This window comes from Agrobacterium tumefaciens (genome assembly GCF_013318015.2).
GTDB classification, from domain to species: Bacteria; Pseudomonadota; Alphaproteobacteria; order Rhizobiales; family Rhizobiaceae; genus Agrobacterium; species Agrobacterium tumefaciens.
The window spans coordinates 1,491,690-1,514,340 of the sequence record NZ_CP115841.1; the positions used below are offsets into that span (position 1 = coordinate 1,491,690).

Below are 22,651 nucleotides of genomic sequence, written 5' to 3' on the forward strand. Positions count from 1 at the left end.
CCGGCCGATTCCCGTAACGGCGGCCGAACATGCTCTTTACCAAAAAATCACCGATTGCGTCTGCCCCGTGCCGATAATGCACAGGCAATTGCGCCACATCTATGCGGCCCCGGACGAGACGCGCGAAAATGATAGCCGCCTGCCGAACACATTCAGCATCAGCCCGATGATGACCAATGCGGCACCGACCACTTCGAAGACGGTAATATGCTCCGCAAAAGCGAGATAGGCGCTGACGAAACCGACAATCGGCACCAGCAGCGAAAACGGCGCCACCGTTCCGGCCGGATAACGCAGAAGCAGGTAACTCCAGATACCCGCGCCGACGATGGTCGCACCATAGGCCATGTAGATCACCACGAGAGCCATCGTAGGCGTCGCATTGCGCAGCCCTTCCGCAATCGCATCAGGTCCTTCCACCACCAGCGAAAGCAGCACCAACGGCAGAACGGGTACAAGGCTCGTCCACGCGACAAAGGAGACCGCATTCACCTGGCCGATGCGGCGATTGACGATGTTGCCGCAGGCCCAGGCAATGGCCGAGCCGACGCCCATCAGCAGCGGTATCAACGCTGCAGCCGTCATGCGCTCCACGCCGATGACCGCCAGCCCGCCAAAGGCAACGATTGCGCCGACGATCTGTGACGGCAACGGCCGCTCGCCGAGAAACACCACGGCCAGCGCCAGCGTGAAGAAGGCCTGCGACTGCATGACGAGCGAAGCAAGCCCAGCCGGCAGGCCGAGCTTGATGGCCGGGTAAAGCAGGCCGAATTGCACGAAACCCATCGCCATGCCGTAAACGATCATATGCCGCCACGGCACATTGGGTTTGGGCAGGAAGAACACCAACGGCACGGCTGCAAACAGATAGCGCACCCCCGTCAGAAACAGAGGCGGCATGTCGGCGACGCCGATCTTGATGGCAACGAAGTTGAAGCCCCACAAAAACACGGTGATCAGGGCAAGAAGAATATGCGGCAACGCCATTTTGTTATGTCCGAATTTCAGGCGATCGACGGGCGTTTTACGCCGAAACCGCCCTCTTCCAGCCAAATGTAATGAGACCGGCGCCGATCAGGAGACCGCCGCCCGTGCGGTTGACGACGCGCTGAACCTTGGGTTTGCGGATCGTATTGCGGGCGGCACTTGCCAGAAGTCCATAAAGCGCCGCATTGCAGCTGGCAAGCACAAGGAATGTCGCTTCGAAAATCAGCACCTGCGGCCAGAAAGGCAGAGTCGGCACCAGAAACTGCGGCAGGAAGGCGACGAAGAAGACAATGCTCTTGGGGTTCAGCGCCGTGACGACATAGGCATGCAGGAAGATTTTGAGCGGCCTTTCACGGCCGGTCACGCCTGCGGCTTCACCACCTTCAACGCCAACCGGCGAACGCCACAGCTTGATGCCGAGATAGATGAGGTAAGCCGCGCCTATCCATTTCAGACCGGTAAAAAGGGCCGCCGATGTGGCAAGCAGCGCGCCGAGCCCCAGCATGGAGGCCGTCATCGCAGTGAAATCACCAAGCGCCACACCCGTCACCGTCGCGGTGCTCGCCTTGCGTCCATGCCCCAGAGCATAAGAAATCACCAGCAGGATTGTCGGCCCCGGAATGGCAAGCATGATGGCGGATGCGGCCACGAAGGCCAGCCAGTTCTCCAGTGGCATGATGCAATCTCCCCCGTTCGGTCTTTGGAGCAAGCCACCAAAAGCGCCCGGTATCAAGCCAAATTTTCGGAGGCTGTGCCGCTTTGTCATCCAGCGGACGAAGGGGCTGCTGCTGCCGCTTCATCGCCTGTGCAAGATCGTAATTTGACGGCATGGCAAGCCATGCCGCGCCGCGCTGACCCCTGCCCGCTCCAGCCGCAGGGCAAGATCAGGGGTAACACCCGCCCGGACGTTAACGAGGATAGTGCAACGCGCTATATGCCAGGCCTTTCCGCAGCTTCCGTTACGGAAAACTGAATTCCGGCAATGAACTCCTCGCAGACGCGCCGTGGGTGGACGACGGGTCGAGTCCCGCATGACGGAGGCGCGCATTTCGAACATCATTAGAAGTGGAAACGAACGACGGAGCCTCCCCGGCATTTTCTCGCCGGAGAGACTGTCGTCATCAAAACCGCGGCGCCCAGTAAGGAGGTGCCCACTCCCGCCGCATTTTGCGGTCGGACGGCTCCAGGCCGATATCGTCCAGAAGACGCTCCGGCAGATCGGAAAGATCGGTGGGCGGCGGGCGCGGCACCATTGCCGCGACGAGAACCGCTTTCAGGGTTTTCCAGACGCCGAATGTGACGAACAGGCGGTCGACCGCATCCGGCAGCGCATATGCTACCAATGGTTGATTTTTCTGCATGGGAAATCCGTCCCGGCGCGGCGAAGCAGCCAGGTCCTTTATCGATGATAAAACGACATGCAGGAACGGCGGGCGCAACATGCGGTAGCGCGGACGCACAATTCAGCTGTCAGACGAAGTGAAGATGCCAAACGGCAGGGAAATCAGGCAGGAAGCCTTATCGGAGGTCGATGCCTCGGGACATGTAACCGCCGATGACCATGCCGGAAAAGCCAGACATGCCGGTAAGGCGCATATTCATATAGTCAGTCATTCCACGCCTCCTTTTTATAGCGGTTACAGACAAGATGCATCTTACACGAGATGCCGGACGCGACAAGAGGTCGCAATCTCGAATTGCAAAAGTCCGGCAGAATAGATGCAAAAATGCAACAAGCCGTTCAGCTCAGCGAGACGCTGAGGCCAAAACCCTGCATCAGCCGCCGTGTGGCGAAATCCGGCTTGCCGGAAGTGAAGACGGCGAAATCGAAACCATCTGGATGCTCCGCATCCTGCGGCAGCGGCACCAGGTGGCGTGCGCGACGGGCAATCGCTTCCGCGGGATCGAGCCAGTCCACCGGCCATGGCGCCAGCCGGCGAAACACATTGGCCATGAAGGGATAATGAGTGCAGGCGAGAACAACGATATCGGTGCGCTTGCCGTCGTTATCGATGAAGCAGGGCTCGATTTCCGCCAGCACGGCTTCATCGGAGATCGGTTCGCCCCTGATCCAGCTTTCGGCCATACGCGCCAGATTTTCCGATCCCACGAGGCGAACATGGCATTGCGTGGCGAATGACTGGATGAGATCGCGCGTATAGGCGCGCTTGACGGTGCCGGGTGTTGCCAGCACGGAAACGAGACCGGAACGGGTGCGTTCGGCCGCAGGTTTGATAGCTGGAACGGTGCCGACGAAAGTCATATCAGGGAAGCGCGCCCGAAGATCGGCGCCTGCCAGTGTGAAGGCGGTGTTGCAGGCAATGATGCAGACTTCAGGGCTATAGTCTTCAAGCAGCTTTTCGAAGAGCGAAAGAATGCGCGCTTTCAGCGCCTCCTCTTCCCAGCCGCCATAGGGGAAACCGGCGTCGTCGGCCACATAGATGAAACCGCGCTCGGGCATCAGCACGCGCGCCTCGCGCAGTACCGTCAGCCCGCCAATGCCGGAATCGAATACCAGCACCGGTTTGAGAACATCGGCCAGAGCCTCAGTCGTCTTCAGCATTCTCCCCAGCCCTCTCCGACAATGGTCCCTCCGCCGTTCCAGCCCGGCCTGCCTGCTTAGGCCACTGCCGGGGAAAACGATCGAGTGACCTGATCACGCCACGGAAAACACTGATTTCCTGCTCGGAAAAGCCGCGTCTCGACAGCACCGCACGCAGATTGTCCACCATTTTCGGCTTTTTTTCGGGCGGATGAAAATATCCGCGCGCATCGAGCGCCTCCTCGATGTGTTCGAACAGGCCGAAGACCTGTTCCTTGGTCGAGGGCCGCTGCTCGATGGGCTGGAAAAGCGTCTCGTCCAGATCGTCCATGCCGGATTTCATCCACTCATAGGACATCAAAAGCACGGCCTGCGCGATATTGAGCGACGCGAAGGCGGGGTTGACCGGAAATGTCACGATCTCATCGGCCAGCGCCACTTCTTCATTGGTAAGGCCCCAGCGCTCACGCCCGAACAGGATGCCGGTTCTTTCACCCGCCTTGAACTTCGCGCGCAGCGTGCCGGCTGCGGTGACGGGGGCACGAACCGGTTTGAAACCGTAACGCTCCCGCGCGGTCGTGGCATAGACGAAATTGAGATCCTTGATCGCCTCTTCCAGCGTCTCGAACACCTTCGTCCCGTCGATGACATGATCGGCCTTGGAAGCGGCGGCGCGCGCCTTCTCGTTCGGCCAGCCGTCACGCGGCTTGACGAGGCGAAGTTCGGCAAGACCGAAATTGGCCATTGCCCGTGCCACCATGCCGATATTTTCGCCGAGCTGCGGTTCGACCAGAATGATCGCCGGGCCTTCCGCCACAAGTTCAAGCTCGCTGTTTGTGCCTGCCATCGTCGTTTTCCAGTTTCTGAAGCGCCGCATCGATTTTCAGGCCGATGCGTTTTATGGTTTTCGCGCATTTCCAGACTGAAAACCGGTCGCCGCTTTTCCTGAAAATGCTCTAAAGCGCGCTTCACTGGCACAGATCGGCGCCAAAATCAAAGCCGGGGCAGGCAGAACGCCCTGTTATTCGCCCTTGATGATCGCCGCCATCTCTGCGCGCAGCGAATCCCTGCCCTCGTCTCCAACCCGGTGAATGTCGCTGATGACAGGCTGGCCGTTTTCCTCGATGACATCGAAATGCACCTCGTCGACCGTTGCCTTCATCTCTGCCTCATCCATGCAGGCCCAGAGCTTGAACTTTGCCGTCACGTCAGTCACGCCGTCCTTCACCTCACCGGGCGTTACCGAAACATCCACCAGCGGACAGCCATCCTGCGAGTTGGTCACCACATCGTAGCCGAAGGGATCGCCGGTCTCGCCGCTTTCCGCCTCGTAAGCCGGCTTCTTGGAAGCTTCGCGGTATTGGGCAACGAAGTCCTTGCTGAACAGGCTGGTCAGCATGTCCTCGTCAAAGATGTATTTCCAGTTTTCCGCATCGCCGGACCAGTTCTTGACGGTAATGTCCATCACCTTCTGGACGGGATCGGCGGGGCCGGCCGCAAGGGCGCTGTGGGAAAAGAGGACGGCGGCAGTCAGAAGCAGAATATTCCGCATGATGTGATCCCGGAGGTAGGCCCGACGCGCGGGCGAAGCGATTCGCCTGACTGTATTCCGGCAATATGGTTTGGCAATGCGCAAAGCGTTATTGCACCGCGCCAAAAAAGCGCCCCCCATGGCTTTGCCTCAGGCGCGCGCGATGCTATAGCCGCACCGGATATTTTTCCGAATACCGGCGTCACCAGGCGCCACAGCTTCGAAGGTGAGGAATTCATGGCAAAGATCAAGGTAGCCAATCCAGTCGTCGATCTCGACGGCGACGAAATGACCCGTATCATCTGGCAGCTCATCAAGGACAAGCTGATCCTGCCATACCTCGATCTCGACATCGAATATTATGACCTCTCGGTCGAAAACCGCGATGCTACCAACGACCAGGTAACAGTCGATGCGGCACACGCCATCAAGAAGCACGGCGTCGGCATCAAGTGCGCGACGATCACACCGGACGAGCAGCGCGTCGAGGAATTCGGCCTGAAGCAGATGTGGAAGAGCCCGAACGGCACGATCCGCAACATTCTGGGCGGCGTCATCTTCCGCGAGCCGATCATCTGCAAGAACGTTCCCCGCCTCGTTCCCGGCTGGACGAAGCCGATCGTCGTCGGCCGCCACGCCTTCGGCGACCAGTACAAGGCAACCGATTTCAAGTTCCCCGGCAAGGGCAAGCTGACGATCAAGTTCGTCGGCGAAGACGGTCAGGTCATTGAAAAGGACGTCTTCGACGCTCCGAGCGCTGGCGTTGCACTCGCAATGTACAACCTTGACGAATCCATCCGCGAATTCGCCCGCGCATCCATGATGTACGGCCTGATGCGCAAGTGGCCGGTTTACCTGTCCACCAAGAACACCATCCTGAAGGCCTATGACGGCCGCTTCAAGGACATCTTCGAAGAAGTCTACCAGACCGAGTTCAAGGCGAAGTTCGATGAAATCGGCATCATCTATGAACACCGCCTGATCGACGACATGGTCGCCTCCGCTCTGAAGTGGTCCGGCGGTTACGTCTGGGCCTGCAAGAACTACGATGGCGACGTTCAGTCTGATACGGTTGCCCAGGGCTTCGGTTCGCTCGGCCTGATGACCTCCGTTCTCCTGTCGCCGGACGGCCGCACGGTTGAAGCTGAAGCGGCACACGGCACGGTCACGCGCCACTACCGCCAGCACCAGAAGGGTCAGGAAACTTCGACCAACTCGATCGCTTCGATCTTCGCCTGGACCCGTGGCCTCGCCCACCGCGCCAAGCTGGACGACAATGCAGAACTCGCAAAGTTCGCAGCAACGCTCGAAACCGTCTGCGTCGACACCGTCGAAAGCGGCTTCATGACCAAGGACCTCGCGCTCCTCATCGGTCCGGACCAGCCCTGGCTCTCCACCACCGCCTTCCTCGACAAGATCGATGAAAACCTCAAGACGGCGATGGCGGCTTAAAAGAACGGGGCGCTGCCCGTTTGAAATATCGACAAAAGGAAACCCGGCCGCAACGCCGGGTTTCTTTTTTTGTTCACAGTATCTTGCTTAGATGTTGCACTAGGCGCAGACTTCGATTCCACAGCGTGCCGCAGTCAGAAAAATAAAAATATATAGCTGAAACAGCATAAAACGACACATAACTTGTCCGGCACAGTCAAAAATTCATGTGGTTACCAGCGCGATCCTTCGGGAAAACAGATAATGCTGTGGACTATAAAAACGCACCGTGTCAGCGCGAACTGCGCGCAGGTTTTCAATGATGCTTTTGCAATTTTGCTTGGGGAGGCAAAGCAATGAGTGAATTGATCTTCTACACCAATCCCATGTCGCGCGGACGCATTGCGCGATGGATGCTCGAGGAAGTGGGCGTTCCCTACAAGACAGAGATACTGGGCTTCTCGACGTCGATGAAATCGCCGGCCTATCGGCTGATCAACCCGATGGCCAAGGTGCCCGCCATCAAACACGGCGACACCATTGTCACCGAAGCGGCAGCGATCTGCGCCTATCTGGCGGATGCCTTTCCGGGTGCCAACCTTGCGCCGACGCCCAAAGCGCGCGGACTTTATTACCGCTGGATGTTTTTTGCTGCCGGTCCGTTGGAAATGACAACCAGCATGAAGGCGATGGGGTTCGAGGTGCCGCAGGAAAAGCTGCGTATGGCTGGCTGCGGCAGCTATGCGGATGCGATCAACACGCTCGAACGTGCCGTCAGCGAAAACCGCTTCATCGCCGGCGATCACTTCACTGCGGCGGATGTCTATGTAGGTGCCCATGTCGGCTGGGGCCTGCAGTTCGGCACAATCGAAAAACGTCCGGCCTTCACGGACTATATGGCGCATCTGACCGACCGCCCCGCCTTCAAGCGGGCCACCCAGCTTGACGAAGCGGCAGCGAAGGATATGCAGGCAGCGGGTTGAGGAAACTGACAGGCATTTCGCCTGAAAGCGGAGCACGAGCGCTTACAAGGGTCACAAAACGGATTTTGGAAGCGGGCTTATTCGTTGGGCTGGGCGAGTGGTTCGCCGATCTCGATTGCATGCCCGTCCGGATCATAAAAACGGAACACTCTCTGTCCCCATGCCTGCCGCTCAACGGGATGGATCAACTCCACATGCGGCGCAATATTCCGAAATGCCGCATCGACATCCTCGTGTTCGAAATAGAGCAGCAGGTTCCGTCTGCCGTAAGGTTTGTCCGTGTCCGGCGATGTCCGCCAGACCGTCTGTTCGAGCGAACGCCCCTCATGGATTGCAAAGCCGCTTTCAAAGAGGACGAAATTTCCGAAATCGTCCAAAACCTTCAGGCCGAGCCTGTCACGATAAAACTCCTTGGAGCGGTTGATATCGCACACGAAAGGGATGGGATTTACAAAGCGCATCACGTTCCTTTCGGATTTCAACATCCAGAATCAAAAAGGCGGGATAGAACCCCGCCTTTTTTTCAATTCATCCAGATCAGGCCGCGAGCGCTGCCGCCACCGCGTTGATGGCGTCCTGTGCCCTGGCGCCATCGGGGCCGCCGGCCTGCGCCATATCCGGGCGTCCACCGCCGCCCTTGCCGCCGAGGGCCGCAGAGGCCGTGCGGACGATATCGACGGCGCTGAACCGGCCAGTCAGATCCTCGGTCACGGCAGCAACAGCACTTGCCTTGCCGTCTTCGGACACGGCGATCAGCAGCACGACGCCGGAGCCGATATTTGCCTTGGCTTCATCTGCAAGACCCTTGAGGTCCTTGGCATCGATGCCGGACAGGGATTTTGCGAGGAAATTGACGCCCGCAACCTGCTGTACGTCGTTTGCGCCGGCATCCGACGAGCCGCCGCCCATTGCGAGTTTCTTGCGGGCATCCGCAAGCTCGCGCTCCAGCTTCTTGCGCTCGTCGAGAAGTCCCTCGACACGCGACAGCACATCGCCCGGCTGAACCTTCAGCGACGACGCCAGTGCCTTTACGCGCTCATCCTGCTCGGAGAGATAAGCAAGCGCGCCTTGACCCGTTACGGCCTCAAGACGGCGCACGCCCGCACCGACAGCACTTTCGCCGAGAATGCGGATAAGGCCGATCTGGCCGGTTGCGGCAACATGGGTGCCGCCGCAAAGCTCGACCGAGTACGGACGGTTGGCCTTCGCACCGTGAACACCGGTGCCCATGGAGACAACGCGGACTTCATCGCCGTATTTTTCGCCAAACAGTGCCATAGCACCCTCGGCGATGGCGTCGTCAACGCTCATCAGACGCGTCACGACAGGCGAGTTCTGCAAGACGATCTCGTTTGCCATTTCCTCGACGACCTTCAGCTCCTCGGCCGACATCGGCTTCGGATGCGAAACGTCGAAGCGCAGACGCTCGGGTGCGACCAGCGAACCCTTCTGAGCAACGTGCGTGCCAAGAACCTCGCGCAGCGCCTCATGCAGCAGGTGGGTGGCGGAGTGGTTGGCGCGCAGACGCGAGCGGCGGTCGTGATCGACCGTCAGCTGCACGGCGTCATCGAGCTTCAATCCACCCTTGGACACCGTGCCGGAATGCACGAAAAGGCCCTCGCCCTTCTTCTGGGTTTCTGAAACGGTAAAGGTGCCGTTATCGCCTGAGATTACGCCGGTATCGCCCATCTGACCGCCGGACTCGCCATAAAATGGCGTCTGGTTGACGACGATCTGCACCGTCTCGCCCTCGGCAGCACTATCCACCGACTTGCCGTCCTTGACGATCGCCTGAATGACGCCTTCGGCTGTTTCAGTGTCGTAACCAAGGAATTCGGTCGCGCCGAGCTTTTCCTTCAGTTCGAACCACACCGTTTCGGTCGCCTTGTCGCCAGAACCAGCCCAGTGCGAGCGTGCTTCCGCCTTCTGGCGCTGCATGGCATCGGTGAAGCCGGAAATATCGACGCCGATTTCGCGGGCGCGCAGCGCATCCTGCGTCAGATCGAGCGGAAAGCCATAGGTATCGTAAAGCTTGAAGGCGGTTTCGCCGTCCAGCATGTCGCCCTTGTGCAGGGTCGAGGTCGCGTCAGACAGCAGCGACAGGCCGCGTTCCAGCGTCTTGCGGAAACGGGTTTCCTCAAGCTTCAGCGTCTCGGAGATCAGCGCCTCGGCGCGAACCAGTTCCGGATAGGCGCGGCCCATCTGCTGTATCAGCGCCGGCAGCAGCTTGTAGATCAGCGGCTCGCGCGAACCGAGAAGCTCGGCATGGCGCATGGCGCGGCGCATGATGCGGCGCAGAACGTAACCACGGCCCTCATTTGACGGCAGGACGCCATCGGCGATCAGGAAAGCGGAGGAGCGCAGATGATCGGCAATGACGCGGTGGCTGGCGCGCTTCTCGCCCTCTGCCGGAACGCCGGTCGCTTCGACGGAGGCCGAAATCAGCGCCCGGAACAGATCGGTGTCGTAATTGTCGTGTTTGCCCTGCAACAACGCCGAAATGCGCTCGAGACCCATGCCGGTGTCGATAGACGGGCGCGGCAGATCGATGCGCTCTTCCTTCGTCAGCTGCTCATATTGCATGAAGACGAGGTTCCAGATTTCGATGAAACGGTCGCCATCCTCTTCCGGTGAACCGGGCGGTCCGCCCCAGATATGATCGCCGTGGTCATAGAAGATTTCCGAGCAGGGACCGCACGGACCGGTATCGCCCATGGCCCAGAAATTATCGCTGGTCGGAATACGGATGATGCGATCGTCAGAGAAACCGGCGATCTTCTTCCAGAGATTAAAAGCCTCGTCGTCGGTGTGATAGACCGTGACCAGCAGACGGTTGCGATCGATGCCGAATTCCTTGGTGATCAGGTTCCAGGCATGGGTAATCGCCTCTTCCTTGAAATAGTCGCCAAAGGAGAAATTGCCGAGCATTTCGAAGAACGTATGGTGACGCGCCGTATAACCGACATTGTCGAGGTCGTTATGCTTGCCACCGGCGCGCACACATTTCTGCGCGGAAGCGGCCGTGGAATAAGGACGGCTTTCGAGACCGGTGAAGACGTTCTTGAACTGCACCATGCCGGCATTGGTGAACATCAGCGTCGGATCGTTGCGCGGCACCAGCGGACTGGAGGGCACAATCTCGTGTCCGTTCTTCTTGAAGTAGTCGAGAAAGGTCGACCGAATTTCATTCACACCGCTCATGCCCACACACCGCTCACAGCTGGAGTCCATCACCGCCATCCCGAATGATGGCTATCTTGCAAAATCAAAGGCTTTTATCGTCCGCATCCTGCCCTGTCCAGCCATGGAGGCGCACCAAGGCGTCTAGGCAAAGAAAAAGGGCCACGCGAGGAAAATCGCACGACCCTTTTGATCCATACCGGCTCACGCCGGCAAAGCCACCGGGCGCGAACGCCCGGACCTTCGAATGCATCAGCCCTCGTCGGGACCGTCGTCGCTTTCGCCGGCTTCCGGGCCGCCATTCTGCAGGAACCGATCGGCGATCAGACCGGCGTTCTGGCGCAGCGCCAGTTCGATCTCGCTTGCCATTTCCGGATTGTCGCGCAGGAAGGTCTTGGCATTTTCACGCCCCTGCCCCAAACGCTGGCTGTTATAGGAGAACCATGCACCGGATTTCTCGACGATACCGGCTTTCACGCCGAGATCGACAAGCTCGCCGGTCTTGGAAACACCTTCGCCATACATGATGTCGAATTCCACCTGCTTGAAAGGCGGTGCCATCTTGTTCTTGACGACCTTGACGCGGGTCTGGTTGCCGACAACCTCTTCACGCTCCTTGACGGCGCCGATACGGCGAATGTCGAGACGCACCGAGGCGTAGAATTTAAGCGCATTACCACCCGTCGTCGTTTCCGGCGAACCGAACATGACGCCGATCTTCATGCGGATCTGGTTGATGAAGATCACCATGCACTTCGACTTGGAGATCGAGGCGGTCAGCTTGCGCAGCGCCTGGCTCATCAGACGTGCCTGAAGGCCCGGCAGGCTGTCGCCCATCTCACCTTCGATTTCGGCACGCGGCGTCAGCGCCGCAACCGAGTCCACCACCAGAATGTCGACGGCACCGGAGCGCACCAGCGTATCGGTGATTTCAAGCGCCTGCTCGCCCGTATCCGGCTGCGAGATCAGAAGGTTCTGCAAATCCACACCGAGCTTGCGGGCATAGACCGGATCGAGCGCGTGCTCGGCATCCACGAAGGCGCAGATGCCGCCCTTCTTCTGGGCTTCCGCGATCGTCTGCAACGCAAGCGTCGTCTTACCGGAGCTTTCCGGGCCGTAAATCTCAACGATACGCCCCTTCGGCAAACCGCCGATACCGAGCGCTATATCCAGGCTGAGAGAACCCGTCGAAATGGTCTCTACTTCAACCACGTTTTCATTGGAACCGAGCTTCATGATCGATCCCTTGCCGAACGACCGTTCGATCTGGGAGAGCGCCGCTTCCAGTGCCTTGCTTTTATCCACCGATTTATCCTCTACGAGACGCAAAGAATTTTGTGCCATCCGATCCACCTTTAGGTTATTGAAGCCGCACAGGCAATGAAGCAGTATGGAAATAGGATGTACTCTATTTGTTCTCATATCGCAAGGCGCAGCCAGCATATTGAAAACAAATAGCGATAAGTGGTTTGTTCTGCTTTCGTTTTTCCGTGTCCGGCCTATCGCTGCGAACCGGATGTGAAGGGGAACAAACAGAAGATTGGGACGAATCGTCCACCTTTTCCATCCGCGAAAGAGGGAAACACAAGCGTGAAGAAAATACTCGTTCTGGGCGGCGCGCATATAGACAGGCGCGGCATGATCGAGACTGAAACGGCGCCCGGCGCCAGCAATCCTGGCTCATGGATGGAAGAGGCTGGCGGCGGCGGTTTCAACGCGGCGCGCAATCTTTCCCGGCTCGGTTTTGCCGTCCGTATCATCGCACCGCGCGGCGGTGACGTGACCGGCGAAGCGGTGGCCGAGGCAGCAAGGCAGGCGGGCGTGGAAGATACGCCCTTCGTTTTCCTCGATCGCCGCACGCCAAGCTACACCGCCATTCTGGAGCGCGACGGCAATCTTGTCATCGCACTCGCGGATATGGACCTCTACAAGCTGTTTTCGCCGCGCCGACTCAAAGTTCGCGCGGTGCGTGAAGCGATTACCGCGAGCGACCTTCTGCTTTGCGATGCCAATCTGCCGGAGGATACGTTGAAGGCGCTCGGTCTCATTGCCCGCGCCTGCCAAAAGCCGCTCGCGGCCATCGCCATTTCGCCCGCCAAGGCGGTGAAGCTGAAGGACATGCTCGCCGATATCGACATTCTCTTCATGAACGAGGCAGAGGCGCGCGCGCTGACGGGACAGACGGCAGACAATGTTCGCGACTGGCCGGGCATTCTCCGCAGGGCAGGCCTTGCCGGCGGCGTCATCACCCGTGGCGCAAGCGAAGTGGTAGCCTTCAACGCGACGCAAACCGCAAGCCTCCACCCACCCATCATCCGCGAGGTGAAAGACGTAACCGGCGCCGGAGACGCCATGGCGTCCGGTTATCTCGCGGCGATTACGGAGGGCAAAGCCATCACTGAGGCCCTGCGACTGGGTGCCGCGGCGGCCGCCATCACCGTGCAATCGCCTTTCGCCACCGCCCAAGACCTGTCAAAAGACAGTGTCGAGACCATGTTGGGGCTTGTCCCCAAGGCCGAAATGCTGGCATGAACCCGTTTTTTTATAGTCTGGAACAAACAGAATGACCCGCCCCATCTCCCCGCTCCTGCCCATCGTCTATTCGCAAGAGGTTGCCGCTGCAAAACAGCGCGGCGCGCCGATCGTCGCGCTGGAATCGACCATCATCACCCACGGCATGCCCTATCCCGGCAATATCGAGATGGCTGAAGGCGTCGAACAGATCATCCGCGATCAGGGAGCCGTTCCGGCAACCATCGCCGTCATTCACGGCACGCTGCATATCGGCCTCGAGAAGGAGCAGCTCGAAGCGCTTGCCCAGACCACCGACGCCATGAAGGTCTCGCGCGCTGATATTGCCTTTGCGATTGCCGAGCGCCGCACCGGTGCCACGACAGTGGCAGCCACCATGATTGCCGCTGCCCGCGCCGGCATCCGCGTTTTCGCCACCGGCGGCATCGGCGGTGTGCACAAGGGCGCGGAGGAAACCTTCGATATTTCCGCCGATCTGACCGAGCTTGCCAAAACCGGCGTGATCGTTGTCTGCGCCGGCGCCAAGGCCATTCTTGACATCCCGAAGACGCTGGAAGTTCTCGAAACCAACGGCGTGCCTGTCGTGACTTTCGGTTCGGAAGAGTTCCCGGCTTTCTGGTCGCGTTCTTCGGGCCTTCCCAGCCCGCTGTCGCTCAACAGCCCTGCAGCCATCGCCAATTTCCAGACGACCCGCGAACAGCTCGGCATCGATGGCGGTATGCTGATAGCCAATCCCGTGCCGGAAGAGGACGAAATTCCGCGCGAGGAGATGGAAATCTACATCAATCGCGCCATTTCCCACGCCGAGCGCGAGGACATCACCGGCAAGGCCGTCACGCCCTTCCTGCTCGGTGATATCTTCCGCCTGACCGACGGCCGCAGCCTCGCGACCAATATCGCGCTGGTACGCAACAATGCCGAGCTCGCAGCAGAGATTGCTGTGGCGCTTAACTAAGCGTTAGAGGCTGGATTATCCTCAAATTTGAGGATGATGGCAGGGTGAGAAGCATCCCAGTCATGCCGGACTTGATCACGCTGGACCCCGGATCTGGTCCGGCGTTACGGATAATGTGTCGGCCTGGGAACTTTGCTACCAATAAAAAAGCCCGGAAAGCTTTGCGCTTTCCGGGCTTTCATTTTTCAGTTCCTGAACCTTATCAGTTCTGGGCGACCGGTCTTACCAGCGGTGTCACGCGGCGGATGGTGACGCGGCGGTTCTGCTGTTCCGGGCCGAGTGTCTGAACCTTCAGGTAACGCTCGCCGTAGCCTTGCGTCGCCAGGTTTTCCGGCGGAATGCCGTAAACATCGGTCAGGACATTGGCGACGGAAGCGGCACGCTCGTCAGAAAGAACGAGGTTGCTTTCATCCGAACCAACGGCATCGGTGTGGCCTTCGATCAGGAAGGTTTCCGCCGGGTTCTTTGCCAGCGCCTTGTTGATCGCATCCGCTACCTTCCGCAGCGAACGGGCCTGCGCCATCGGAATGTCAGCGCTTCCAGTGGCAAATGTGATCGTATCGAGGTCGATACGGCGCACCTTGTCGCGGATACGGGCCGAATAACGCACTTCATCCAGCGAGTAGACACGCTCCACCGGCTCGACCGGCGGCTGCTCCAGGAAGCGGTAGTAATCGCGGTCCGGATCGCTCGACGTGTCGATGATGTAGTCACGAACCGGAATGCGCAGACGCATCGGCGGCAGGTCGAGGCCGGGATCGCGATAGACATATTCACGGTCCGGCTCGTCCATCAGCTCCGGTGCATAGAACAGCACATATTCCCGGCCACGGTCATCGATGCGCGAACGCTGGATGACGTCGCCATAGCGGTTGCGGATCGTCACCACCTGCGTGCCGTCGCGACGCTCGACGGTCTCGCGGACACGTCCGCCGGGCAGGCGCTCGTAATAGGGCTCGCCGCCATCGCGGATGAAGCGCTGATTGTCGTCGCCGCGCACAACCACGCGGTCGCCAAACTGCAGGATGATCGGCGCATCGCGATCCTGATCGCGCCGGCCGCCTTCGCGCGGCTGCCATTCCCGCGCACCTTCCGGCCGGTCATATTGCGGACGGCGGTCGACACGCTCGCCCTGCTGAGAGGTAATCGCCTCCATCTTCACGGGCGGCGGAGCCTTGCCTCCGGCAGCACCGGCGCGCTGCGCTTCGGCGTCGGAAGTCGGCACCTTCACGTCACCGGCCTGCTCACGCTCGCGGCGGCGTTGCTCGCGTGCCTGGTTGTTACCGGAGCGCTCCACTTCCTTGTCGCTGTCGAGAACGGCGGCACCCTTGTCGACGGGCAGAATGACGGTGTCGGCAGTCTTGGACGGGTCCTTGGCGATAGCCTTGGCCTTGTCCAGTTCCTGCTTCGTCGTCGGAGGCGCTTCCGTCTGCGGAATGGCGACCTGATTGGGAACGGCTTCGCCGGCAGGCGCCTGTCCTGTCGTGGCACCGCTTGGCGGCGGAGGTGTCGGAGTACCCGGCAGCGGCGCTGCAGGCTCCGTCTTGCCCTGGCCTTCTACCGGCTGCTTCTCAGAAGGCTGCTGGCCGGGCGCAGGATTGGGCTGAGCTTCCGGAGCCGGTGGCCGTGCCGGTGTCGGCGCTTCCGTTGGAACAGGAGCCTCCTTTACAGCTGGCTCAGGAGCCGCTGGCTTTTTCTCCGGAACGGCCTTTTCGGCGGGTTCCGATTTCGGTTCCGGTGCTGGAGCGGGCGCCTTTTCCTCTACCGGCTTTTTCTCGGCGGCGGGCTCGCGCTGTTTCGCCGGCTGCTCGGTATTTTCAGGGCGTGCGGCTGGCTGCTCGGTCGCCGGCTCCGGCTTGCGTGGACGTGCGGGGCGTTGCTCGCCCTCGCCTGCCGGCTGCTCGGCTCTAGCCGGTTTGCGCGGCCGTTCCTGCGGCTGCTGCTCCGCGGGTGCAGGTGCGGCTTCGGGCTCAGGCTGCGGGCGCTGCTTGCGGGCGGGTGGCTGTTCAGCTGGCGCCGGTTCCGGTTGGGCTTCGCGCTGCTGCGGTTGCCGTTTCGGTTCCGGCTGAGGCTCGCGTTGCGGCTCGGGCTGAGCTTCACGCTTGGGTTCAGGACGCGGTTCGACCGGTGCGGTTTCAGCCTTCGGCTGTTCGCGCTGCGGTTCCGGAGCCTGCTCCTGCTTTTTCGGCTCTGGCTCTGGCTTCGGCTGCGCCTCTTCTGCTTGCTGGCGTTGCTTGCGCAGCAGCTCTTCCGGGTTTTGCTCCTCCGCCTGCGGCTGCGCCTGCGCCAATATCACCGGGGCCTGTGCCTGGGGCATTTGCGTTTGCGTCCGTGCGGCGCCGGCATAACCGGCGGCGGCCGGCTCCACCGCGATCGCCAGCGACATGAGGGGGAAAACCACCCCCGTCAGCAATGTGTTCTTCTTCAGCATCGGTGCTTCCTCATCTGCCAATCGTTGTACGCCGCTTATGCCGCGACATTGTGAATCCGGCCGCGCGTGCAGGCGCTGGTCAACGCCTTGCATACGCTTCGGTTCCCATGATGACCAAAGCGTTCTGTACCGGAAATGAACAGATCAAGGCCATTTCGTGAAAGCTCCGCGACGAAAAAGAGGGCGCTAATATTGCAGTTGCATTTTTTGACCAACCGGACGAATAATTGCCGCGCGCTGAAGGCCACGAATGGCAACCCGTTCTGTTGCGCCTGCGCTCACGACGTCCGCACTGAAAACAACAACAGACTGCGGATGAACGACCAAAAGAGAGGATCGAAATGCCTATTTCCACCCGTCTGCTCGCAGCCGTATCGATTGCCGCCATCTCCCTGTTTTCCGGCGCGGCCCTCGCGCAGGACAAGATCGTCATCGGCACGGAAGGCGCCTACCCGCCCTTCAACAATCTGGAAGCCGACGGTACGTTGACCGGCTTCGACATCGACATCGCCAAGGCGCTGTGCGTCGAAATGAAGGCTGAATGCACCTTCGTCACCAATGACTGGGACGGCATCATCCCCGCCCTGCAGGCAAAGAAGTTCGACGCCATCATCGCGTCCATGTCGATCACGCCGGAGCGTCTCCAGAAGGTCGATTTCTCCAAGAAATATTACAACACCCCGCCGGCAATCGCCGTACCGAAGGATTCGCCGATCAAGTCCGTCGACGACCTGAAGGGCAAGTCGCTCGGCGCGCAGGGTTCCACGACCCACTCCAACTATGCCGAAAAGCACTTCCCGGGTTCCGACCTGAAAATGTACCCGACCGCCGACGAATATAAGCTCGACATCGCCAACGGCCGCATCGACGCCGTCATCGACGATATCGTCGTCCTGTCGGAGTGGCTGAAGTCGGATGCAGGCAAGTGCTGCAAGATCCTGACGCCGCTTCCGGTGGATGTCGAGATCAACGGCAATGGTGCAGGCGTAGCCGTTCGCAAGGGCGATACGGCGCTCGCCGACAAGTTCACGGCTGCCATCGCCGGTATCCGCGCAAACGGCAAGTACCAGGAAATCAACAAGAAATACTTCGATTTCGACGTTTACGGCCAGTAAGCGGCGCGTCGCCTGTTGAAATCTGGTGGCGGAAGGCTTGCCCTTCCGCCATTTTTGTTTGAAAACGTAACCATAACAATCACGGCGGCTTAAGACCGCGGGGGAAAACTGGCATGAGCGGAGCATTTTCCGCCATAGGTGCGTTCTGGACCTATGTCTCGACACTTCTCGACCCTTTCTGTGGGCCGGTCGGTCTCTTCACGCTTTTCGGAAACGGCACCCTCGTCACCTGTGGCGATGCCGGCTGGGGCGACGAAATCGCCTTCGGCGTCAAGGTCACGATCTCGCTGGCGCTCGCCACCCTGCCCGTCGGGCTTGTGATCGGTTTCCTCATTGCGCTCGCCGCGCAATCGGAGGAAAAATCGCTGCGACTGGCGGCCGGTGTCTATACCACCATCTTCCGCGGCCTGCCGGAACTCCTAACCCTGTTCATCGTCTATTACGGCATACAGATGCTGCTGCAATCGGCCGCCGGTTATGTCGGGATAACCGGCCCGGTAGAGATCAACGCCTTCGTGGCGGGCATGGTCGCGCTGTCAGTGGTGTTTTCGTCCTATTCCTCGGAAGTGTTGCTATCCGCCTTCAAGGCCATCCCAAAGGGCCAATATGAGGCTGGACATGCACTCGGCCTCTCGCGCGGCCACACCATGGTGCTTGTCATCATCCCGCAGCTGGTCAGGATCGCCCTGCCCGGCATGACCAACCTTTGGGTCATCCTGCTCAAGGATACCTCTTACGTCTCGATCATCGGCCTTGCCGATATCGTGCGCCAGACCGGCATCGCTGCCCGCGTCAGCAAGGAAGCCTTCTTCTTCTACGGCATCGCCTGCCTGCTCTACCTCATCCTCGCTCTGCTCTCCTCCATCGGCATCGGCTTCATCGATCGCTGGTCGCGCAAGTCGGAGGCAAGCCGATGAGCCATGTTCAGGAACTCATCCCGCCGCGCCCCGCGCCGGTCGCCACAGACAAGCCCCTCAACATATCGCGCGTCGTCGGCATCGGCGTCATAACGCTCTGGCTGCTGCTGGCCGCCGGGCTGATTTTTGCGATGATCGAAGGCTGGGACTGGGCGAAATTCGAACGTTACGGGCCGCGTTATATCGATGGCCTCATCACCACCGTTACGCTGGTTGGCAGTTCGATCATCCTCGGCGCACTTCTCTCGGTGCCGATCGCCTTCGCCCGCATGTCGGAAAATCGCGTCATCAGCGCGCTGGCCTATGCCTATGTCTACGTCTTTCGCAGCACCCCGCTGCTGGCGCAGCTTTTCCTGATCTATTACGGCCTCGGCAGTTTCCGTCAGGGGCTGGAAACCGTTGGCCTGTGGTGGTTCTTCCGCGAGGCCTGGTATTGCGGCCTCTTGTCGCTCACCCTCAACACCGCCGCCTATCAGGCCGAAATTCTGAGGGGCGCGATCCGAAGCGTGCCACGCGGCCAGATTGAAGGTGCCGCCTCGCTCGGCCTGTCGAAATTCATCACCTTCCGCAAGGTCATTCTGCCGCAGGCCCTCATCGTGGCTCTGCGCCCCTACGGCAACGAGATCATCCTGATGATCAAAGGTTCGGCAGTGGTCTCCATCGTCACGGTCTTCGACCTGATGGGACAGACGCGCTACGCCTTCTCCCGCACATTCGATTATCAGGCCTATCTCTGGGCGGCGATCTTCTACCTGACGATCGTCGAGACGCTCCGGCATGTCTGGGCATGGCTCGAAGCCCGCCTGACGCGCCATCTCAAGCGCTAGGGGCACGGTTGGCAGCACTCAACAGAGAAGACTGCCAACATTCTGAAAAATATAACTATTTTGTGACAACCCAGATCTTTGGCAAGGTTGGGTTAACCCTGTCGTGTTCCCATATCAGATACAGCGACAACGCTGTGATCGGCAATCATGAGAACGGGAACAGCCGACATGAACAAGGAAATGGAAATGATGCTGAGGGGCTACGGCCTCACCACCGCCCAGATTTTTTATCGCATGCCGGACCATCCGCTGGTTCTCCAGACCTATGTCTGGCAGGACTATGATCTCGCCCCGGATTTCCCCGAAATGCACGGTTTCCTCAAATTCTGGCAGGAAAAGCTAGACGGTCCGTTGCACTCGGTCCGCTATGTGCACCGGCAGGTGATCTCGGCGCAGGAATGGCGCGCACTGAAAGGAGAGTTCATTCTCCACTGAGGCCCATCGCCACATAAGCATTGCGCCCGTCCGTCTTGCGGCTTACAGCAGACTTCAACTGAAGATGCTGACGGATACCGCACGATGACGAAGAACCAGAAAATTGACGAAGAGGCGCTTGCCGAAGCCTATAACCGCGCGCTCGCGCTTGAAAAAGCCGGCGATGTTGACGCGGCGGTGAAGGCCTATGAAGAGGTTCTGGCCATCGACCCGGACGATCACGGCGGCGCAGCCGTTCGCATCGCCGCCATGGGCCGCGGCGAACCGCCTTCCAAAGCGCCCGACGCCTATGTCGAAACCCTGTTCGACCAGCACGCCGAAGCCTTCGAGGATATTCTTGTCGAACAGCTCGGTTATGCAGTGCCGATGATGGTGCGCCAGCGCCTGCAAACGCTCGATCTCGGCCCCTTCAAGCGCCTGCTCGATCTCGGCTGCGGCACCGGCCTCACCGGCGAAGCGCTGCGCGACATGGCTGATGACATCACCGGCATCGACATTTCCGAAAACATGGTCGAGATCGCCCACGAGAAGGACCTCTACGAGACGCTCTATGTCGCCGAAGCCGAGGACTTTCTCGAAGACAATGACGACGAGCCCTTCGACATCATCACCGCAACCGATGTGCTGCCCTATCTCGGCGCGCTGGAACCGCTGTTTTTCGGCGCCGCTGAAAACCTCGTCCCTGGTGGCCTGCTGATCTTCTCGTCGGAAACGCTGCCCGAGGCAACCATGGCCGGACGCCCCTATATGGTCGGCCCGCACCAGCGTTTCGCCCACGCGGAAACCTATGTTCGGGAAAGACTGGCAGCGACCGGTTTCGACATAGTCGAAGTCACCGATATTAACGTGCGCATGCAGGACGGCAACCCCACACCCGGCCATCTGGTGATTGCCAGGCTCAAGGGCTGAGGCAGAGGCAAGCGCTCCTGAAATGGAGCGCTTGCCTGAATCAATCTCTCAGCAACAACAGCCAGACGATTGAAGAGACTCAGCTTTCGTCCGGCTCAACTCGCTTTCGGACGCCAGACGATATCGGTAACCTTGAGTTTCTTCGGCACGATTTTCAGATCGTAGAACTCGTCGGCCAGCGCCTGCTGATAGCTGATGGCCTCATCCGAAACCAGCGAGACACGCCCCAGATCCGCTCCCGGACGCGTCAGCGACACCTTGGTGACATCCTGCGGGACGCCGGTTATCGCCGCCAGCAATTTTGCAGTCTCATCGATATTGGCCTGAGCCTTTGCGCCGACGCTTGCGAGTTCCTTAAGGATCAGCGGCACGAGGTCGGGATTGCCTTCCACGAAGTCGCCATTGGCAAGGAAATAGCTCCAGGGATCGACAATACCTTCGGCAGTCGTGAGAACCCGTGTCGTCGGCTCCTTTTCCGCCACGGCAAAATAAGGATCCCAGATCGACCAGGCATCGATGCTGCCGCTTCGGAAAGCGGCCGCCGCATCCGGCGGGGCAAGGTCGATGGATGTTATGTCGTTCAGCGTCAGACCGGCCTTTCGCAATGCTTTGACAGTGACGTTATGGGCGCTGGAGCCGCGCTTGAACGCCACCTTCTTGCCCTTGAGGTCGGCCAGCGTCTTCAGCGGCGAATCCTTCTGCACAAGGATTGCCGATCCGCCGGCAGCGCCCTTGTAAGTTCCCACATAGCGCAGATTGCCACCGGCAGCCTGCGCGAAAAGTGGCGGCACATCGCCCGTCGGTCCGATATCCAGCGCACCTGCGCCCAACGCTTCAAGAAGCGGCGGCCCGGAGGAGAACTCCGACCATTTGACCTCAATGCCACGATCCTTCAACAGCGCTTCAAGCGCGCCCTGGCTCTTTGCCAACGCGATCACGCCATTCTTCTGCCAGCCGATCCGTAACGTGGTGGTCGCGGCTCCAGCCCGCCGGATATGCGGCAGGAACGCCGCCCCCGTTGCACCCGCAATCAGTCCCAATGTTCCGCGTCGTGTGAGCATGTGGATATCCTTCGCTTTTGCCATCATCAGATATACAAAGCGTAGATATTCGAGTGATTTTATCAAAATCCCACTTTGCGCGGCGCGAGTGCAAAGAGAATTGAATGTGCTAATTTGCCGTCGCAGGCGGAATAAGATTGCCTGGCCGCCTCGGCACGCCAGGAGTGTGCATTCCCCGGACAACCGCCGGATGGCCGACTTGAGTGCTTGCGGAAAAGCAAACTGCGCAACGAAAAATGCCCTCCCCGGCAGCCGGAAAGGGCATTGTTCAAAAAGCCTGATCAGCCGGGATCATTCCTCGCCGGATTTGGGATTATCCAGCAACATGTAATCGAGCGGCAGTTCCGTCGTATATTTGATCTGTTCCATCGCAAAGGCAGACGACACGTCACGAATTTCGATCTTGGCGATCATCCGCTTGTAGAAGGCGTCATAAGCCGCGATGTCAGGCACGACAACGCGCAGCAGATAATCGACATCGCCGCTCATGCGGTAAAACTCGACGACTTCGGGGAACTCGGACACCACCTCGGAAAACCGCTTCAGCCATTCGATGGAATGGGAGGCAGTGCGGATGGAGACGAAAACGGTGACCTTGGTGTTGACCTTGACCGGATCCAGCAGCGCAACGCGCCGGCGGATGACACCGTCCTCTTCCATCTTCTGGATACGCCGCCAACAGGGCGTCGTGGAAAGGCCGACCTTTTTCGCCAGATCAGCGACAGCCAGCGTGGAATCCTCTTGCAGAATGCGCAAAATCTTACGGTCTAGGCGATCCAATGCGTCTACCCTCCTGAATTAATTTCCTTTCAATA

At 59.6% G+C, this 22,651-nt stretch carries 21 protein-coding genes; 9 read left to right on the forward strand and 12 right to left on the reverse strand.

Going from position 1 to position 22,651, the window contains the following annotated elements:
* Positions 1–99: 99 nt before the first annotated feature.
* From G6L97_RS07455 to G6L97_RS07480, 6 genes are all read right to left on the reverse strand, one after another.
* A complete protein-coding gene (locus G6L97_RS07455) occupies positions 100–987 on the reverse strand; it encodes an EamA family transporter (protein WP_025593913.1) in 888 nt (295 codons plus the stop codon).
* A gap of 37 nt (positions 988–1,024) precedes the next feature.
* Entirely contained in the window at positions 1,025–1,663 is a 639-nt protein-coding gene (locus G6L97_RS07460; RefSeq protein ID WP_111782420.1) for a LysE family translocator, read from the reverse strand.
* Positions 1,664–2,108: 445 nt separating this feature from the next.
* A complete protein-coding gene (locus tag G6L97_RS07465) occupies positions 2,109–2,348 on the reverse strand; it encodes a DUF1127 domain-containing protein (protein WP_013636401.1) in 240 nt (79 codons plus the stop codon).
* 380 nt (positions 2,349–2,728) lie between these two features.
* Positions 2,729–3,550 carry a glutamate racemase gene (gene murI, locus G6L97_RS07470; protein WP_065702410.1) on the reverse strand — a complete coding sequence of 274 codons (822 nt, stop codon included), beginning with the start codon at positions 3,548–3,550 and terminating at the stop codon, positions 2,729–2,731.
* Entirely contained in the window at positions 3,534–4,376 is an 843-nt protein-coding gene (locus G6L97_RS07475; RefSeq protein WP_003516049.1) for an RNA methyltransferase, read from the reverse strand. Before G6L97_RS07475 ends, murI begins: the two co-directional genes overlap by 17 nt.
* Before the next feature lie 174 nt (positions 4,377–4,550).
* On the reverse strand, positions 4,551–5,081 hold the full coding sequence (locus G6L97_RS07480; protein ID WP_003516050.1) for a hypothetical protein: 531 nt from the start codon (positions 5,079–5,081) through the stop codon (positions 4,551–4,553).
* Positions 5,082–5,297: 216 nt separating this feature from the next.
* Here G6L97_RS07480 and G6L97_RS07485 point away from each other — a divergent pair, with 216 nt between their 5' ends.
* Both G6L97_RS07485 and G6L97_RS07490 read left to right on the forward strand, forming a co-directional pair.
* Complete coding sequence (locus tag G6L97_RS07485; protein ID WP_003516051.1) at positions 5,298–6,512, forward strand: NADP-dependent isocitrate dehydrogenase; 1,215 nt, start codon at positions 5,298–5,300, stop codon at positions 6,510–6,512.
* Positions 6,513–6,847: 335 nt separating this feature from the next.
* Entirely contained in the window at positions 6,848–7,474 is a 627-nt protein-coding gene (locus G6L97_RS07490) for a glutathione S-transferase family protein (RefSeq protein WP_003516054.1), read from the forward strand.
* Positions 7,475–7,551: 77 nt separating this feature from the next.
* On the opposite strand, the gene G6L97_RS07495 is transcribed toward G6L97_RS07490, so the two are convergent.
* From G6L97_RS07495 to recA, 3 genes are all read right to left on the reverse strand, one after another.
* Positions 7,552–7,935 (reverse strand): VOC family protein, encoded by a 384-nt coding sequence (locus G6L97_RS07495; RefSeq protein WP_111782482.1) that lies wholly within the window; start codon positions 7,933–7,935, stop codon positions 7,552–7,554.
* A gap of 76 nt (positions 7,936–8,011) precedes the next feature.
* Complete coding sequence (gene alaS / locus G6L97_RS07500; protein ID WP_111782419.1) at positions 8,012–10,675, reverse strand: alanine--tRNA ligase; 2,664 nt, start codon at positions 10,673–10,675, stop codon at positions 8,012–8,014.
* Between the two features lie 231 nt (positions 10,676–10,906).
* Complete coding sequence (recA, locus tag G6L97_RS07505; protein WP_003516062.1) at positions 10,907–11,998, reverse strand: recombinase RecA; 1,092 nt, start codon at positions 11,996–11,998, stop codon at positions 10,907–10,909.
* 246 nt (positions 11,999–12,244) lie between these two features.
* Here recA and G6L97_RS07510 point away from each other — a divergent pair, with 246 nt between their 5' ends.
* Both G6L97_RS07510 and G6L97_RS07515 read left to right on the forward strand, forming a co-directional pair.
* Entirely contained in the window at positions 12,245–13,186 is a 942-nt protein-coding gene (locus G6L97_RS07510) for a carbohydrate kinase family protein (protein ID WP_111782418.1), read from the forward strand.
* A 31-nt stretch (positions 13,187–13,217) separates the two neighbouring features.
* The gene (locus G6L97_RS07515; RefSeq protein ID WP_174002824.1) at positions 13,218–14,141 is read left to right on the forward strand and encodes a pseudouridine-5'-phosphate glycosidase; all 924 of its coding nucleotides are present in this window, start codon (positions 13,218–13,220) and stop codon (positions 14,139–14,141) included.
* 202 nt (positions 14,142–14,343) lie between these two features.
* On the opposite strand, the gene G6L97_RS07520 is transcribed toward G6L97_RS07515, so the two are convergent.
* Entirely contained in the window at positions 14,344–16,572 is a 2,229-nt protein-coding gene (locus tag G6L97_RS07520) for an OmpA family protein (RefSeq protein ID WP_111782417.1), read from the reverse strand.
* A gap of 341 nt (positions 16,573–16,913) precedes the next feature.
* Here G6L97_RS07520 and G6L97_RS07525 point away from each other — a divergent pair, with 341 nt between their 5' ends.
* From G6L97_RS07525 to G6L97_RS07545, 5 genes are all read left to right on the forward strand, one after another.
* Positions 16,914–17,687, forward strand: a complete 774-nt coding sequence (locus G6L97_RS07525; protein WP_003516066.1) for an ABC transporter substrate-binding protein — start codon at positions 16,914–16,916, stop codon at positions 17,685–17,687.
* Between the two features lie 113 nt (positions 17,688–17,800).
* Complete coding sequence (locus G6L97_RS07530; protein WP_003516067.1) at positions 17,801–18,604, forward strand: ABC transporter permease; 804 nt, start codon at positions 17,801–17,803, stop codon at positions 18,602–18,604.
* Positions 18,601–19,431: an ABC transporter permease gene (locus tag G6L97_RS07535; RefSeq protein ID WP_111782416.1), complete on the forward strand. Its 831-nt coding sequence runs from the start codon at positions 18,601–18,603 to the stop codon at positions 19,429–19,431. The genes G6L97_RS07530 and G6L97_RS07535 overlap by 4 nt, the downstream gene beginning before the upstream one ends.
* Before the next feature lie 168 nt (positions 19,432–19,599).
* Positions 19,600–19,866 carry an usg protein gene (locus G6L97_RS07540; protein ID WP_003516070.1) on the forward strand — a complete coding sequence of 89 codons (267 nt, stop codon included), beginning with the start codon at positions 19,600–19,602 and terminating at the stop codon, positions 19,864–19,866.
* Between the two features lie 84 nt (positions 19,867–19,950).
* Complete coding sequence (locus G6L97_RS07545; protein WP_025593927.1) at positions 19,951–20,775, forward strand: class I SAM-dependent DNA methyltransferase; 825 nt, start codon at positions 19,951–19,953, stop codon at positions 20,773–20,775.
* Between the two features lie 95 nt (positions 20,776–20,870).
* Here the strand turns inward: G6L97_RS07545 and G6L97_RS07550 are convergent, their stop codons facing one another.
* Positions 20,871–21,836: an aliphatic sulfonate ABC transporter substrate-binding protein gene (locus tag G6L97_RS07550; protein ID WP_111782481.1), complete on the reverse strand. Its 966-nt coding sequence runs from the start codon at positions 21,834–21,836 to the stop codon at positions 20,871–20,873.
* A gap of 291 nt (positions 21,837–22,127) precedes the next feature.
* Positions 22,128–22,616, reverse strand: a complete 489-nt coding sequence (locus tag G6L97_RS07555) for an Lrp/AsnC family transcriptional regulator (RefSeq protein ID WP_003507846.1) — start codon at positions 22,614–22,616, stop codon at positions 22,128–22,130.
* Positions 22,617–22,651: the final 35 nt, after the last annotated feature.

Bases quoted from the DNA above. Each gene is read 5' to 3' on its own strand.
- G6L97_RS07455 (WP_025593913.1), bottom strand. From the start codon at position 987: ATGGCGTTGCCGCATATTCTTCTTGCCCTGATCACCGTGTTTTTGTGG.
- G6L97_RS07460 (WP_111782420.1), bottom strand. From the start codon at position 1,663: ATGCCACTGGAGAACTGGCTGGCCTTCGTGGCCGCATCCGCCATCATG.
- G6L97_RS07465 (WP_013636401.1), bottom strand. From the start codon at position 2,348: ATGCAGAAAAATCAACCATTGGTAGCATATGCGCTGCCGGATGCGGTC.
- murI (WP_065702410.1), bottom strand. From the start codon at position 3,550: ATGCTGAAGACGACTGAGGCTCTGGCCGATGTTCTCAAACCGGTGCTG.
- G6L97_RS07475 (WP_003516049.1), bottom strand. From the start codon at position 4,376: ATGGCAGGCACAAACAGCGAGCTTGAACTTGTGGCGGAAGGCCCGGCG.
- G6L97_RS07480 (WP_003516050.1), bottom strand. From the start codon at position 5,081: ATGCGGAATATTCTGCTTCTGACTGCCGCCGTCCTCTTTTCCCACAGC.
- G6L97_RS07485 (WP_003516051.1), top strand. From the start codon at position 5,298: ATGGCAAAGATCAAGGTAGCCAATCCAGTCGTCGATCTCGACGGCGAC.
- G6L97_RS07490 (WP_003516054.1), top strand. From the start codon at position 6,848: ATGAGTGAATTGATCTTCTACACCAATCCCATGTCGCGCGGACGCATT.
- G6L97_RS07495 (WP_111782482.1), bottom strand. From the start codon at position 7,935: ATGCGCTTTGTAAATCCCATCCCTTTCGTGTGCGATATCAACCGCTCC.
- alaS (WP_111782419.1), bottom strand. From the start codon at position 10,675: ATGAGCGGTGTGAATGAAATTCGGTCGACCTTTCTCGACTACTTCAAG.
- recA (WP_003516062.1), bottom strand. From the start codon at position 11,998: ATGGCACAAAATTCTTTGCGTCTCGTAGAGGATAAATCGGTGGATAAA.
- G6L97_RS07515 (WP_174002824.1), top strand. From the start codon at position 13,218: ATGACCCGCCCCATCTCCCCGCTCCTGCCCATCGTCTATTCGCAAGAG.
- G6L97_RS07520 (WP_111782417.1), bottom strand. From the start codon at position 16,572: ATGCTGAAGAAGAACACATTGCTGACGGGGGTGGTTTTCCCCCTCATG.
- G6L97_RS07525 (WP_003516066.1), top strand. From the start codon at position 16,914: ATGCCTATTTCCACCCGTCTGCTCGCAGCCGTATCGATTGCCGCCATC.
- G6L97_RS07530 (WP_003516067.1), top strand. From the start codon at position 17,801: ATGAGCGGAGCATTTTCCGCCATAGGTGCGTTCTGGACCTATGTCTCG.
- G6L97_RS07535 (WP_111782416.1), top strand. From the start codon at position 18,601: ATGAGCCATGTTCAGGAACTCATCCCGCCGCGCCCCGCGCCGGTCGCC.
- G6L97_RS07540 (WP_003516070.1), top strand. From the start codon at position 19,600: ATGAACAAGGAAATGGAAATGATGCTGAGGGGCTACGGCCTCACCACC.
- G6L97_RS07545 (WP_025593927.1), top strand. From the start codon at position 19,951: ATGACGAAGAACCAGAAAATTGACGAAGAGGCGCTTGCCGAAGCCTAT.
- G6L97_RS07550 (WP_111782481.1), bottom strand. From the start codon at position 21,836: ATGCTCACACGACGCGGAACATTGGGACTGATTGCGGGTGCAACGGGG.